Origin of the sequence: Streptomyces caeni (genome assembly GCF_042678285.1) — a bacterium.
GTDB lineage: Bacteria > Actinomycetota > Actinomycetes > Streptomycetales > Streptomycetaceae > Streptomyces > Streptomyces caeni.
This window is the reverse complement of sequence record NZ_JBHUDX010000129.1, coordinates 1-14367: the sequence shown is the minus strand read 5'-3', so window position 1 is coordinate 14367 and position 14367 is coordinate 1. Positions and strand designations below refer to the sequence as shown.

Here is a 14367-nt window from a genome sequence, read left to right as displayed (position 1 = left end):
CGACGAGGAAGGCACGGCCGCCGCACGTGAGGGACACACGAGAAAGCCGGCTGCTCCTGGTGCTGCTGATCGCCATCGCGTTCGCTCTGATCACGGTGGACATCCGCGGTGGCCAGGACTCACCGGTCGAAGGTGCCCGCCAGGCCGCTGCCACGGTCTTCGGCCCGATCGAGAACGGGGTGTCGTCCGCCGTCAGCCCCGTCGGCAACGCGATCGCGGCCGTACGCGACTCCGGCAGCCGGCATGACCGCGTCGCCCAACTGGAGCGCGACAACGCCGCATTGAAGGCGAAACTGGGCAGCGACGACCGCAACCGCAGCCGCCTCAAGCAACTCGACAAGATGATCCGGGTGGCGGGCGAGGGCCAGTACGGGATCAAGGGCGCCGAGGTCATCGCCATAGGAGCGGCCCAGGGTTTCTCCTGGACCGTCACCATCGACGTGGGCGCCAACGACGGAATCCGGCGCGACATGACCGTCCTCAACGGCGACGGGCTGGTCGGCCGTGTCACCACCGTCGGCCCCGACACCTCGACGGTGCTGCTGGCCAACGACCCCGACTTCACCGTGGGCACGCGGATGGAGAGCAGCGACGAACTCGGCTTCGCCTCCGGGCAGGGCGACCGTCCGCTGCGCGTCCAGCTCCTCAACGGCAAGGCCGACGTGAAGAAGGGCGACCGCCTGGTCACCTTCGGCTCGCAGGCGGACCGGCCGTTCGTGCCCGGTGTCCCCGTCGGTGTGGTCCTGCGCGTCGACCCGTCCGGCGGCGGTCTGACCCGCACGGTCTATGTGCGGCCGTTCGTGTCCTTCAGCAAGCTCGACATCGTCGGCGTCGTCGTCACGGCGCCGAAGAAGGATCCGCGCGACACCGTCCTGCCCCCGAAACCCGTTCCGAAGCCGACACCGACCGTGACCGTCACCGTCACGCCCTCGGACTCCGCGGTGAACCCCGCCGACGGCCAGCAGCAGATGCCCTAGGAGCTGAAACAGATGCGCTTCAACCGGATGCTGCTCGCCACCACCCTGGTGATCGTCGCCCTGGTGATCCAGGTGAGCGTCCTCGCCCGCCTCCATCTGCCCGGTGCCGTCCCCGACCTGGTGCTGCTGACCGTCGTCGCCTTCGCCCTGGTCTACGGGCACGTCGGGGGCTGCCTCATCGGCTTCGGCGCCGGACTGCTGTCCGACCTCGCCCCGCCCGCCGACCACGCCGCCGGCCGCTACGCCCTCGTGCTGTGCGTCATCGGCTATGTCGTCGGGCTCTTCAGACCGGACCACGGCCGCCTGAAGTCCGCGACCGGCCCGATGGCGGTGGTGGTCGCCGCCGCGGTCGGCTCGACGCTGCTGTACGCGAGCGTGGGCGCGCTCGTCGGCGACACGGCGGCCCGTCATGTCGGCCTGGCCGGACTGCTGTTCACGGCCGCCGTGTACGACCTGCTGCTCGCGCCGTTCGTGGTGCCCGGGATCATGGCGCTGGCCCGCCGCGCCGAGAACGACCCGCTCGCCGAGACCAACTCCACCAAGGCGGCGGACGTCTCCTCCGGCTGGCTCTCCTCCGGGACCGGACTGCGCATCGGCAGCCAGCGCGGCGTACTGCGCGTCAGGGCGGCCAGGGCGCGGGTGGCCCGCGCCGGGCGCATCAAGGGGGTCAAGCGGCTGTGACCGTCCGGCAGGCGGCCTCCCCGTCACACAGGCTGGTCGTGTACTCGTACCCGTCTCCCACCACCACCCTTCTGAAGAATGGGCCTCGCCCATGACCAACATTCCGGAGACCGGACGGACGCCACGCGTCCAGATCCGGCTCGCCGTCCTTCAGATCCTCGTCCTGTCGCTCCTCGGCACGCTCGGCGGCCGGCTGTGGTACCTCCAGATCCGCAACGGCGCGGAGTACGCCAAGGAGGCGTCGGGCAACCACGTCCAGCAGGTCGTCCAGCCCGCTGTGCGCGGCGAGATCCTGGACGCGCGCGGGATCCCGCTCGCGGACAACGAGACCCGGCTCGTGGTCTCCGCGTCCCGTACCGACCTGCTCAAGATGGAGGACGACGGCAAGGCGGTCCTCACCAAGCTGGCGGGCGTCCTGGGCATGAAGCCCAAGGACGTCATGGACAAGGTCCGCCTCTGCGACGCCAAGACGCCGCAGCCCTGCTGGAACGGCTCCCCGTACCAGCCCATCCCCATCACCGACGAGGCCACCCCCAAGCAGGCCCTGCAGATCCGCGAGCGCTCCGAGGACTTCCCCGGCATCACCGCCGAGCCCGAGGCCGTCCGCCGTTACCCGGGGCCCGGCGAGTCCAACACCGCCCAGGTCCTCGGCTACCTCTCGCCCGTCACCGACGGCGAGATCCAGCAGGCCAAGGACACCGACTCCCCGTATCTGCGCTCCGACCAGGTGGGCCGTTCCGGACTGGAGCGCCAGTACGACAAGGCGCTGCGCGGCAAGGCCGGCGTCACCCGCTACGAGGTCGACAACCTCGGCCGCGTCATCGGCAAGGCCAAGAGCGACGCCGCCGAGCCCGGCTCCAACCTCGTCACCAGCATCGACGCCCGTGTGCAGCGGGTCGCCGAGTACGAGCTGGACGCGGCGATGAAGACCGCCCGCGCCCAGTTCGACAGCATCACCGGTGAGAACTACAAGGCGGACTCCGGCGCCGTCGTGGTCATGGAGGCCAAGACGGGCCGTATCGTCGCGATGGCGTCCGCCCCGACGTACGACCCGAACGTCTGGGTCGGCGGCATCTCCGCCAAGGACTACAAGAAGCTCACCGGCAAGGGCTCCAACTACCCACTGCTCAACCGGGCCATCCAGGGGCAGTCGGCGCCCGGCTCCACCTTCAAGGTGGTCTCCACGGCCGCCGCGGTCGAGGCCGGCTACGACTTCGACGGCAGGTACCCGTGCACCAGTTCGTACTCGGTGGGCGGCCAGGTCTTCAAGAACTTCGAGGGCGAGAACTTCGGCCCGATCTCGCTCGGTCGCGCCCTGGAGGTCTCCTGCGACACCGTGTTCTACGGCCTCGCCCACAAGGAGTGGCTGAGGGACGGCGGGATGAAGCCGAAGAAGAAGCCCGGCGACTACTTCTTCAAGGCCGCCCACCAGTTCGGCCTCGGCAAGACCACCGGCATCGATCTGCCCAACGAGGTCTCCGGGCGCGTCCCCGACCGCCAGTGGAAGCAGGACTTCTGGAAGGCCAACAAGGACTACTGGTGCAAGACCGGCAAGAAGGACGGAGACTACGTCCAGAAGATCGCCTACGAGAACTGCCTCGAGGGCAACAGGATGCGTGCCGGTGACGAGATCAACTACTCCATCGGCCAGGGCGACACGCTCCTGACCCCGATCCAGGAGGCCGTCATCTACTCAGCGATCTCCAACGGCGGCACCATGTGGAACCCCACCATCGGCAAGGCGATCGTCAGCCCGGACGGCAAGAAGATCACCGAGATCAGGCCCAAGTCGCACGGAAGGCTGCCGATCAGCAAGAAGACGCGGGACGGCATGGACCAGGCCCTCGCGGGCGTCGTCACCCGAGGCACCGCCGCCTGGAAGTTCGGCGGCTGGCCGCAGGACAAGATCCCGCTGCACGCCAAGACCGGTACCGCCGAGGTCTACGGCAAGCAGACCACGTCGTGGCTCGCCACCTACAGCAAGGACTACGCGGTCGTCATGACCATCTCCCAGGCCGGTACCGGTTCGGGTGCCTCCGGTGAGGCCGTGCGCCACATCTACAACGCGCTGTACGGCGTCCAGGACGACGGCTCGATCGACACCAAGAAGGCGCTGCTGCCCACCCCGCAGAAGGGCCTCCCCAAGATCAAGACCGATGGTTCGATCGTCGCCCCGAAGATCGAGAAGTACGACCCGAACGCGGAACAGGCGGGCGGGCAGGACCAGCAGGGCACGCCCACCGACAACCCGCCGGCCACGGCGCCCTCTCCCACGGACGGCACCCGCACCCGCCGCAAGCCGGCCCGCCGACGCAAGAGGCGGAGGATCCTGACGTGACCGGAGCGAACAACTTCTCCGTCTCCGGGTACGGCCCCGAGCGGGCCCGCTGGACGCGGGTCTTCGCCCGCGACGGCCTGGCCCGGCGCCTCGACTGGCCGATACTGCTGTCGGCGACGGCCCTGTCCCTGATCGGCACCGCGCTCGTCTACTCGGCGACCCGCAACCGCACCGAGATCAACCAGGGCGACCCGTACTACTTCCTCCTCCGGCACCTGATGAACACCGGCATCGGGTTCGCCCTGATGATCGGCACGATCTGGCTCGGCCACCGCACCCTGCGCACGGCCGTGCCGATCCTGTACGGCATCTCGGTCTTCCTGGTCCTGCTGGTGCTCACCCCGCTCGGCGCGACGGTCAACGGCGCGCACGCGTGGATCGTGTTCGGCGGTGGTTTCTCCCTCCAGCCCTCCGAGTTCGTCAAGATCACGATCATCCTGGGCATGGCGATGCTGCTCGCCGCCCGCGTCGACGCGGGCGACAAGCCGTACCCCGACCACCGCACGGTGGCGCAGGCCCTGGGGCTGGCCGCCGTGCCCATACTGATCGTCCTGCTCATGCCCGACCTCGGCTCGGTCATGGTCATGGTGATCATCGTGCTGGGCGTGCTGCTCGCCTCGGGTTCCTCCAACCGGTGGGTGTTCGGCCTGATCGGCGCGGGGGCCCTGGGCGCGGTCGCCGTATGGCAGCTGCACATCCTGGACGAGTACCAGATCAACCGGTTCGCCGCCTTCGCCAACCCCGACCTGGACCCCGCGGGCGTCGGTTACAACACCAACCAGGCGCGCATCGCGATCGGCTCCGGCGGACTGACCGGTGCGGGCCTCTTCCACGGCTCGCAGACCACCGGCCAGTTCGTGCCCGAGCAGCAGACCGACTTCGTGTTCACGGTCGCGGGTGAGGAACTGGGCTTCATCGGCGCCGGGCTGATAATCGTTCTGCTCGGGGTCTTCTTGTGGCGGGCCTGCCGCATCGCCCGGGAGACGACCGAGCTGTACGGCACCATCGTCGCCGCCGGGATCATCGCCTGGTTCGCCTTCCAGTCCTTCGAGAACATCGGGATGACCCTCGGCATCATGCCGGTCGCGGGCCTGCCTCTGCCCTTCGTCAGCTACGGCGGCTCCTCGATGTTCGCGGTCTGGGTGGCCGTGGGGCTGCTGCAGTCGATCAGGGTACAGCGGCCGATCTCGGCGTGAGCCACGCCGCGCGCGAGCCCCGGCCGCCTGCGGCCCCGCACCCCACCGGCCGGGGAGCCCCCCACCGGCGCCCCGGCCCTGAGCGGCTCCGCCGGCGCCGTGGCCTTGAGCGGCTCCGCCGGCGCCGTGGAGGCACTCCCTCACCCGGAGTCCACCGGCCGTCCGGACAGGGCCGCCCCGAGCCGCCGCCCTGACACCGGCCGAGGGACGCACAGGTCCATCAGGCCCCTGCCCTGCCGGCGCCCGTGCGACTAGATTCGGGCCATGGTGGACACGAAGCGCGAAATCGAGCGGAAGTACGATGCGGCGGCCGGGGCCACGCTTCCCGGCCTGACCGCCGTCCGCGGGGTCGTGGCCGTCGTCGACAAGGGCGTCGCCGAGCTCGACGCCACGTACTACGACACGGCCGACCAGCGACTGGCCCGCGCCCACCTGACCCTGCGCCGCCGTACCGGCGGCGGCGATCCCGGCTGGCACCTCAAACTGCCCGTCGCCGACGGGGTACGCGACGAGATCCGTGCCCCGCTGTCCGACACCGTCCCCCGGTCCCTGTCCGCGCTCGTCCGCTCCCGCGTGCGCGGCGCCGAACTCCTGCCCGTCATACGCCTGCGCTCCGCCCGTGACGTCCGCCACCTCGTCGACGCCGACGGCGACCTGCTCGCCGAGGTCAGCCTCGACCAGGTCCGCGCCGAGCGGCTCAGCGGCGGCACGGGCACCGCCGAGTGGACCGAGATCGAGGTCGAGCTCGCCGACGGCGGCGACCCCGCCTTCCTCGACCGGGTCGACAAGAAGCTCCGCAAGGCGGGGCTGAGCCGTTCCTCGGCCCCCTCCAAGCTGGCCAGGGCCCTCCAGGAGACGGCAGGGCCCACCAGGACCGCCCCCGTCGGCGCCCGCACCCAGCCTGTCACCGCGGGTGACCACGTCCTCGTCTACGTCCGCGCCCAGCGGGACGCGATCGTCGAACTGGACCCCGCGGTGCGCCGCGACGTCTTCGACTCCGTCCACGCCATGCGCGTGGCCACCCGTCGGCTGCGCAGCACCCTGCGCTCCTACGGCAAGGTCCTGGACCGCACGGCCACCGGTCCGATCGCCGGCGAACTGAAGTGGCTGGCCGGGGAACTGGGCGTCGACCGCGACCAGGAAGTCCTCACCGAGCACCTCACCACCGCGCTGTCCGAACTGCCCCCCTCGCTGGTCTCCGGCCCCGTACCCGACCGCCTGCGCACCTGGTCGAAGGCGCGCCGCGGCGGCTCCCGGCGCGGGCTGATCGCCGTCCTGGACAGCGGTCGCCACCTGGACCTGCTGGACGCGCTGGACACCCTCGTGGCCACCCCGCCCCTGCGGAAGGCGGCCGCCGGCGACCCCGCGAAGGTGATCGCCGAGGCCGTGCGCGACGACTACCGGAAGGTCGCCGCGCTGATCGGCCGGGCCCTGGACCTGCCGCCCGGCCACGACCGGGACGTCGCGATACACGAGGCCCGCAAGAAGGCCAAGCGCGCCCGGTACGCGGCCGAGGCCGCCGTCCCCGCGCTGGGCGGACCGGCCGAGACGATGGTCAGGTCCATGAAGTCCCTGCAGACCCTGCTCGGTGACCACCAGGACAGCGTGATGGCCCGCGGCGCCCTGTGCGAACTGGCGGCCCAGGCGCATGCGGCGGGGGAGAGCGCGTTCACCTACGGCGTCCTGTACGGACGGGAGGAACAGCGCGCCGCGGCCACCGAGGCGGCGCTGGCGGAGGCATGGCGGGCGGTGGAGGCTGCCACGGAACTCTGAGCGGGCGCCCGGCGATGGCCGCCGGCCGTTCCGGGCGTCCGGAGGGGACCCGCGATCGCGTTAGGCTTGATGGTCCTCCCTGTCAGTCCTTTTCCCTCCCGTCCAGCTCACGAAAGTCGCGAGATGCCTGCCGAAGCCGCCGAGTCGGTGTTCCCGCAGCTCGAAGCCCTGCTGCCGCATGTGCAGAAGCCGATCCAGTACGTCGGCGGAGAGCTCAACTCCACGGTCAAGCCGTGGGACGCCTGTGACGTCCGCTGGGCGCTCATGTACCCCGATGCCTACGAGGTCGGACTGCCGAACCAGGGCGTCATGATCCTCTACGAGGTGCTCAACGAGCAGGACGGCGTCCTGGCCGAGCGCACCTACAGCGTGTGGCCGGACCTGGAGGCGCTGATGCGACGGCACGGCGTCCCGCAGTTCACCGTGGACAGCCACCGCCCGGTGCGGGCCTTCGACGTCCTGGGCCTGAGCTTCTCCACCGAGCTCGGCTACACGAACATGCTGACGGCGCTGGACCTCGCCGGGATCCCCCTGGAGGCCGGGGACCGAGGACCCGACGACCCGATCGTCATGGCCGGCGGGCACGCGGCCTTCAACCCCGAGCCGATCGCCGACTTCATCGACTGCGCGGTCATCGGCGACGGCGAGCAGGCGGTGCTGGAGATCACCGGGATCATCCGCGCCTGGAAGTCGGAGGGACGCCCGGGCGGCCGCGACGAGCTGCTGTTCCGCCTGGCGAGGACCGGCGGGGTGTACGTCCCGGCGTTCTACGACGTGGAGTACCTTCCGGACGGCCGCATCGGCCGCGTCGTACCGAACAGGTCGGGCGTGCCGTGGCGCGTGTCCAAGCACACCGTGATGGACCTGGACGAGTGGCCCTACCCCAAGCAGCCGCTGGTCCCCCTGGCCGAGACGGTCCACGAACGCATGTCCGTCGAGATCTTCCGCGGCTGCACACGGGGCTGCCGCTTCTGCCAGGCCGGCATGATCACGCGCCCGGTGCGCGAGCGCTCGATCACCGGCGTCGGCGAGATGGTGGACAAGGGCCTGAAGGCGACCGGCTTCGAGGAAGTGGGCCTGCTGTCCCTCTCGTCCGCGGACCACTCGGAGATCACGGACATCGCCAAGGGCCTTGCGGACCGCTACACGGACGACAAGATCGGCCTCTCGCTCCCGTCCACCCGCGTGGACGCCTTCAACATCGACCTGGCCAACGAGCTGACGCGCAACGGCCGGCGCTCGGGCCTCACCTTCGCCCCCGAGGGCGGCTCCGAACGCATCCGCAGGGTCATCAACAAGATGGTCTCGGAAGAGGACCTGATCAGAACCGTGGCGACGGCCTACGGCAACGGCTGGCGCCAGGTGAAGCTGTACTTCATGTGCGGCCTGCCGACGGAGACGGACGAGGACGTTCTGCAGATCGCCGACATGGCGACGCACGTCATCCAGAAGGGCCGCGAGGTCTCGGGCTCCAACGACATCCGCTGCACGGTATCGATCGGCGGCTTCGTCCCCAAGCCCCACACCCCCTTCCAGTGGGCGCCCCAGCTCTCCGCCGAGGAGACCGACGCCCGCCTGGAGAAGCTCCGCGACAAGATCCGCGGCGACAAGAAGTACGGCCGCTCGATCGGCTTCCGCTACCACGACGGCAAGCCGGGCATCGTCGAGGGCCTGCTGTCGCGCGGCGACCGCCGCGTCGGCGCGGTCATCCGCGCGGTCCACGACGACGGCGGCCGCTTCGACGGCTGGCGTGAGCACTTCTCCTACGACCGCTGGATGACCTGCGCCCAGAAGGCGCTGGCCCCGCACGGAGTGGACGTCGACTGGTACACGACCCGCGAGCGCGCCTACGAGGAGGTCCTCCCCTGGGACCACCTCGACTCCGGCCTCGACAAGGACTGGCTCTGGGAGGACTGGCAGGACGCCCTCGACGAGACGGAGGTCGAGGACTGCCGGTGGACGCCGTGCTTCGACTGTGGGGTGTGCCCTGCCATGGACAGCCATATCCAGGTGGGACCGACCGGCAGGAAGCTGCTGCCGCTGACGGTCAAGACGTCCGAGTCGACCGGTTGAGGCCGTGCTCGGGTGAGTGAGGCGCTGCGGCGCGTGGTGGAGGCACTGGGGGACGGCGGCGAGGAGGAGGCGGCTGCTGTCCCGAAGGGCCTCGGTGCGCGCCGGCAGCGGCACCGGACGGGGCGGCAGACGCCGGAACGCGCCTGCCGATCGCTACGAAGGTCAGGCGGCCGTCAGACGCTCCGCGACCAGCCGGCCGCAGACCGGCACCAGCGACGGATCCGCGAAGCCCCGTTTGGGCAGGGAGAAAACCGGCTCGCCCGAGGGATCCCACAGGATGAACTGGCGCTCCGTCTCCACGAACCCGCCGAACGCCTCCCACGCGTAGGAACACGCCTTCTTGTTCACGCGTACGGTCACCCCGTCCTCGGCGACCGTCGCCTCGTGCACCTGGTTCGCCTCCTCGGAGCGGCCCCCCACCTTTTGCGCCGTGCGGCGCACACCCCAGTGGGTGGAGAGGAGGACCACGGTTCGGATGTACTTCATCAGCAGTCCCGCGGACAGGAACAGGATCAGGACGGCGACGGGCGCCTTTCCCGGGGCGGCCGTCTCGATCGCTCCGAACAGCGCCATGACCAGCACGCTCGAAGCCGCGTTGCGCACGGCCCGGTTCCGTGACCGCCGTAGGGAGGGCGACCTGGTACAGGCTTCCGCCAGGTCTCCCGGCTCTGGAATGTACGTGAGTGTGAACGCCTGCAACGGTCTCTCCCGGCCGGTCTGGATGTGTGCGCAGCATAGGGACAGACAAGCGTGGCGTGGTCGGCGCGGCGCGGGATCAGACGCCGGCCCGGTCGAGGGCGCTCTGCAGGGACTGCTTGTAGCCCTGGCTGGTGTAGGTGGCGCCGGAGACGGAGTCGATGTTCGCGCTCTGCGCCGCCAGGGTCTCCTGGTTCAGCTTGGGGATCGCCATGGAGGAGATCTCCTGGCTGCGCGGTGCCGACGACGGGGACTGGACGGCGGTCGCCCCGGTGATCCTGCTGCCGGTGAGGGTGATCCGTACCTGGACCGGACCGTACTTCGTCTGGGCCGTGACCCCGGTGACGCTGCGGGCCGTGGGCGCGGCCGAGGTGGTCTTCGCGGCGGACGGGGTACGGCTGGTCTTCGCCGGTGCGGCCGTCGTGGAGTGCGACGCCGACGGTTTCGGGGAGGATGCCGTGTGCTTCGCGGCCGTCTTCGACGGTGAGGCGGACGGGGACGCGGACGGGGACGCGGACGCGGACGTGGAGGCCGACGGTGAGGCGGCGACCGTGGCCTGGGCCGTGGGCGCGGCGGCGCTCTGCGTGAGCGCCGGATCCGTGTGGGGCTTGAGCGCCAGCAGCAGCACCACGGTGGAGACGGTGACGGCGCCGGCCAGCACCATCTGCCGCAGTGGATGGCTCCTTCTCATGGTTCTCACAGCGTTCTCCCGGTCGTGGGTGTCACAGCGACATCGGTCACACGGGGTTTTGGGGCATCAGAACTCGAAGGACTCATGGTGGATGCGGCGGTCCGGGACACCCGCCTCGCACAGCGCCCCGTAGAACTCGTCGGCCAGGCCGGGCGGCCCGCAGACATACACGTCGTGCTGGGCGATGTCCGGCAGGATCCGGCGCAGCAGCTTCGCGGTGATCGCGGGCCGCCGGCCGTCCTCCTTGTTGACGGCGTACAGCAGTCGGGCGCCGCGGGCGTCCGCGATCTCCTCCAACTCGGCCCGCAGCGCGAGGTCTTCGGCCGTGCGCGCCCGGTAGAGCAGCGTCAGGTCGCCGGGCCTTCCCGGCAGGGTCTCGAACAGGGCCCGCAGCGGGGTGATGCCCGCGCCACCGGCCAGCAGCAGCACCTTGCCGCGGCTGCGGCGGGCGGCCGTCATCGCCCCGTAGGGGCCCTCCGCCCACACCCGCGTCCCGGGCCGCAGCCCCGCGAGCGCCCGGCTGTGTCCGCCGGCCGCCTTCACGGTGATGCGCAGCAGGTCGGGGCGGGGCGGCGCCGACAGCGAGTACGGGTTCGCGGTCCAGCGCAGCCCCTTCGTCAGGAACCGCCAGCGGAAGAAGTGCCCGGCCTCCGCGCCCATCCGGTGCAGCCGTCTGCCCCGGATCAGTACGGAGACCACGCCCGGTGCCTCCTGTGTCACCGACTCGACCCGCATCCGGTGCCGCAGGTTGAGCCGCACCGGGACCAGCACCCGGTACCAGAGGGCCAGGGCGCCGACCGTGAGGTACAGGGCGTACCAGGCCGTGCGGGCGGTGGCGTTGTCCACGAAGTCGCCGCCGGTGGCCAGTTGGTGCCCGAAGGCGAGGTAGACCGCGGCATAGGTGAGCAGGTGGAGGTAGTACCAGGTCTCGTAGCGCATGCGGCGCCGTACGAAACCGACGGAGACGAAGCCGACGAGCAGGAGGAGCAGGGTGCCGGCCGTCGCCTTGACCATCTCCGGGTAGCCGGTCACGACGGAGACCGTCTGCGGCACGATGCCCGTGTGCCCCTGGAGCGCGTACCCGTACAGGGTCAGCACGACGTGGGCGAGGGTCAGGAAGAGCGCGTAGCGGCCGCTCATCGCGTGCCAGCGGGCCACCCTGTCCGAGCCCACCCGGCGTTCGAGGGCCGGGACGCGCGCCATCTGCGCCACGGTCAGGGCGATGACGTAGCCGGCGAGGAGTCCGGTCATCCGGCCCGCGTGGGTGAGCCGGTCGGCGGTGGTCGCGGCGACGGCCGGGGTGTCATGCCACCACAGCCACAGGACGCCGGCCGCGCCGGCCCAGGCGAGCACGAGCAGGGGTATCGCGGGAGAACGACGCGGGCGGATGCGGCGCATGGCCTGCCGTCGTCCGGCCCGGCTGTGCTGGATTGTGGTCAAGGTGGCCTTCCTTCCCCTTGCCTGATGCGCAGGCACCCTATACGGACCGGCCGCCTCCGTATCAGTGGCCGAAATTGGACGCCGTGCCCTGGGAGGGGAGGGCGGTGCAGGGAGCGACGGCACGGCGCGCCACTGCATCCGTCCGGGCCGCCGGCGCGTCTAAGCCGGTATGGAGCTTGAGAAGCCGTCACAGCGGCACGCCGAAGGATGTCTCACCGTTGCCGTCCGTCTGCCGGTGCGGATCGTCGTGCTCGTCCTGGTCGTGCCCGTGCGCATGGTGTGGGACGCGCTGGTCGTCGGCGGGCGGTTCCTGCGGGACACCGTGCTGCGGCCGGCGGGCCGCGCCCTGCTGTGGGCGGCGTGGGCGGTGCTCGTATGGCCGTGGGTGACGCTGTGGCGCCACGCCCTCGTGCCGCTCGGCAAGGGGCTCGGCCGGCTGGGCCGCGTTCTCGTCGTCGTTCCGGCCCAGTGGCTGTACCGCTGTGTGCTGACGCCCGTGGGGCGCGGCATCGTCTGGCTGTACGCGCGCGTGCTGACGTGGTTGGGGCACGGCGTCGCCTGGCTGTACGCGCGCGTGCTGACGCCGTTGGGGCATGCGCTGACCCGGCTGGCCGGGGGAGTGGGCCGGCTCCTCGCCGTGGTGGGGCGCGGGGTGCGGGCGGGCGTGGTGCGGTCTGTGCGGTATCTGGTCGTCATTCCGGTGGTGTGGCTGTACGCGCGCGTGCTGACGCCCCTGGGGCACGGCGTCGCCTGGCTGTACGCGCGCGTGCTGACGCCCTTGGGACACGGCGTCGCCTGGCTCGCCGGCGGCCTGCTGCGGCTCGCCCGTGCGCTCCTCACCGGCGTCGGGGCCGGGCTCGGCCGGCTGGTGCACGTCCTGCTCGTGCTGCCCGCGCTCGCCCTGTGGCGGTGGATCCTCGTCCCGGTGGGACATGTCCTCGCGGCCGTCGGCCGCGAGATCGGCGCCGCGCTCGGCCACGCCTGGCGCATCGCCGGGCGCATCTCGCTCGCCGTGGGACGCTTCCTCGGCGCCCTCTTCCGGTGGATCTTCGTGGCACCGGTGCGGTGGGTGTACCGCACGGTCCTGACGCCCGTCGGGCACGTCGTCCGCGACCTGGTGCTGCGGCCCGCCGCCGAGGCCGCGCGCAGCGCCGGCCGGGCCGCGCGGCAGGCGCTGGCCTTCGCGCGCGAGTCCGTGCGGCAGGCCCGGTCCGACGTCCGCCGCATGCTCTTCGGCACCGCCCGCGAGCCGCGGCCCGTCTCCCGGCGGGAACCGAAGGCCGCCGCGACACGTACTCTTGGTAGCAGTACGACCGCTCTCACGAAGGACTGAACGACACTGGGCAAGCGACAGCCCGAAGGCCCGCCGCCCGCACCCGCGGTGCAGCGCATCCGACTGCGCTACACCAAGCGCGGCCGCCTCCGGTTCACCAGCCACCGTGACTTCCAGCGCGCCTTCGAGCGTGCGCTGCGCCGGGCCGAGGTGCCGATGGCGTACTCGGCCGGGTTCACGCCGCATCCGAAGGTGTCGTACGCCAATGCCGCACCCACCGGCACGGGCAGTGAGGCGGAGTATCTGGAGATCGCGCTCACCCAGGCGCGCGATCCGGACACACTGCGCGAGCTCCTCGACGAGTCGCTGCCCTCGGGGCTCGACATCGTCGAGGCGGTCGAGGCCCGCACCTCCGGGCTCGCCGACCGGCTCGACGCGTCGGTGTGGGACCTGCGCCTGAACGGCGTGGCCCTCGCGGACGCAGAGCGCGCGGTGGCGGCCTTCAACGCGGCCGGGACCGTCGACGTGCAGCGACTGACCAAGAACGGCGTGCGCACGTTCGACGCCCGCGCCGCGGTCGTGAGTCTGGAAGCTCACAGTGATGGGCCGACCGACCAGCCCTGTGCGATACTGCGGCTGGTTGTTCGGCACGTGACGCCTGCCGTACGACCCGACGACGTCCTGTCCGGTCTCCGCGCCGTGGCCGACCTGGCGCCGCCGGTCCCCGCAGCGGTGACCAGGCTGGCGCAGGGGCTGCTCGATGAAGAGACCGGCACGGTGACCGACCCGCTCGCGCCCGACCGCGAGGCGGCGGCGACGGAGCCACCCATGGCCGCCGCATCCGCCGCCGCGACGGCGCCGGAGTAAGGACGGTCCCGCGTAGGGACGGACGTCGTAGCGCCGCCCTCGTACTCGGGAGCCACCTGGGTCGGGCAGCGCACCCACCAGAAGACTTTCGCCAGGCCGTACGTACATTGCGTACGGAACCGGCGAGACAGGACACAGAGAGCTCCCGTGCGGCGCCCGCGCCCCGGACGGCGGCACCGCGCGACGCGCGAGCCGCGGACGTCACCGGCGATGCCGGACCGGGCGCGGCGCCCGGGAGCCTGACGGGAGAAACGCCCGCATGCTCGAACCGACCGAACCCATCGAGGGTTCCGAACACAACACCCCCAGCGACACCCTGCCCCCGCGCCGCAGGCGCCGCGTCGCCTCGCGGCCGGCCGGCC

Annotated in this window: 11 protein-coding genes; 8 read left to right on the top strand and 3 right to left on the bottom strand. The window is 71.3% G+C overall.

Translation table 11 applies throughout. The features are described from left to right. Positions 1-26: 26 nt before the first annotated feature. From mreC to ACFSL4_RS35480, 6 genes are all read left to right on the top strand, one after another. Positions 27-977, top strand: a complete 951-nt coding sequence (gene mreC / locus ACFSL4_RS35505) for a rod shape-determining protein MreC (protein ID WP_381092034.1) — start codon at positions 27-29, stop codon at positions 975-977. Between the two features lie 12 nt (positions 978-989). Further along, positions 990-1658, top strand: a complete 669-nt coding sequence (gene mreD / locus ACFSL4_RS35500) for a rod shape-determining protein MreD (RefSeq protein WP_381092031.1) — start codon at positions 990-992, stop codon at positions 1656-1658. A gap of 91 nt (positions 1659-1749) precedes the next feature. Continuing rightward, entirely contained in the window at positions 1750-3996 is a 2247-nt protein-coding gene (gene mrdA, locus ACFSL4_RS35495) for a penicillin-binding protein 2 (RefSeq protein ID WP_381092030.1), read from the top strand. Next, positions 3993-5192: a rod shape-determining protein RodA gene (rodA, locus tag ACFSL4_RS35490; protein ID WP_381092028.1), complete on the top strand. Its 1200-nt coding sequence runs from the start codon at positions 3993-3995 to the stop codon at positions 5190-5192. The genes mrdA and rodA overlap by 4 nt, the downstream gene beginning before the upstream one ends. A gap of 264 nt (positions 5193-5456) precedes the next feature. Beyond that, complete coding sequence (locus ACFSL4_RS35485; RefSeq protein WP_381092026.1) at positions 5457-6965, top strand: CYTH and CHAD domain-containing protein; 1509 nt, start codon at positions 5457-5459, stop codon at positions 6963-6965. A 123-nt stretch (positions 6966-7088) separates the two neighbouring features. Beyond that, positions 7089-9038: a TIGR03960 family B12-binding radical SAM protein gene (locus ACFSL4_RS35480; protein ID WP_381092024.1), complete on the top strand. Its 1950-nt coding sequence runs from the start codon at positions 7089-7091 to the stop codon at positions 9036-9038. Positions 9039-9200: 162 nt separating this feature from the next. Here ACFSL4_RS35480 and ACFSL4_RS35475 read toward each other — a convergent pair whose 3' ends face one another. The 3 genes from ACFSL4_RS35475 to ACFSL4_RS35465 all read right to left on the bottom strand — a co-directional run bounded on the left by ACFSL4_RS35475 (position 9201) and on the right by ACFSL4_RS35465 (position 11823). Then, the gene (locus tag ACFSL4_RS35475) at positions 9201-9641 is read right to left on the bottom strand and encodes a hypothetical protein (protein WP_381092022.1); all 441 of its coding nucleotides are present in this window, start codon (positions 9639-9641) and stop codon (positions 9201-9203) included. A 172-nt stretch (positions 9642-9813) separates the two neighbouring features. Next, positions 9814-10425 (bottom strand): FMN-binding protein, encoded by a 612-nt coding sequence (locus tag ACFSL4_RS35470; protein WP_381092073.1) that lies wholly within the window; start codon positions 10423-10425, stop codon positions 9814-9816. A gap of 66 nt (positions 10426-10491) precedes the next feature. Next, positions 10492-11823, bottom strand: a complete 1332-nt coding sequence (locus ACFSL4_RS35465) for a ferredoxin reductase family protein (protein ID WP_381092071.1) — start codon at positions 11821-11823, stop codon at positions 10492-10494. A 211-nt stretch (positions 11824-12034) separates the two neighbouring features. Between ACFSL4_RS35465 and ACFSL4_RS35460 the strand changes: the two genes are divergently transcribed. After that, positions 12035-13198 (top strand): hypothetical protein, encoded by a 1164-nt coding sequence (locus ACFSL4_RS35460; protein ID WP_381092021.1) that lies wholly within the window; start codon positions 12035-12037, stop codon positions 13196-13198. A gap of 48 nt (positions 13199-13246) precedes the next feature. Continuing rightward, the gene (locus tag ACFSL4_RS35455) at positions 13247-14005 is read left to right on the top strand and encodes a TIGR03936 family radical SAM-associated protein (RefSeq protein ID WP_381092019.1); all 759 of its coding nucleotides are present in this window, start codon (positions 13247-13249) and stop codon (positions 14003-14005) included. The last annotated feature ends 362 nt before the right edge of the window (positions 14006-14367 follow it).

Coding starts and splice junctions, on each gene's coding strand:
- ACFSL4_RS35485 (WP_381092026.1), top strand. CDS start 5,457: ATGGTGGACACGAAGCGCGAAATCGAGCGGAAGTACGATGCGGCGGCC.
- ACFSL4_RS35480 (WP_381092024.1), top strand. CDS start 7,089: ATGCCTGCCGAAGCCGCCGAGTCGGTGTTCCCGCAGCTCGAAGCCCTG.
- ACFSL4_RS35460 (WP_381092021.1), top strand. CDS start 12,035: ATGGAGCTTGAGAAGCCGTCACAGCGGCACGCCGAAGGATGTCTCACC.
- ACFSL4_RS35470 (WP_381092073.1), bottom strand. CDS start 10,425: ATGAGAAGGAGCCATCCACTGCGGCAGATGGTGCTGGCCGGCGCCGTC.
- mrdA (WP_381092030.1), top strand. CDS start 1,750: ATGACCAACATTCCGGAGACCGGACGGACGCCACGCGTCCAGATCCGG.
- ACFSL4_RS35465 (WP_381092071.1), bottom strand. CDS start 11,823: ATGCGCCGCATCCGCCCGCGTCGTTCTCCCGCGATACCCCTGCTCGTG.
- mreD (WP_381092031.1), top strand. CDS start 990: ATGCGCTTCAACCGGATGCTGCTCGCCACCACCCTGGTGATCGTCGCC.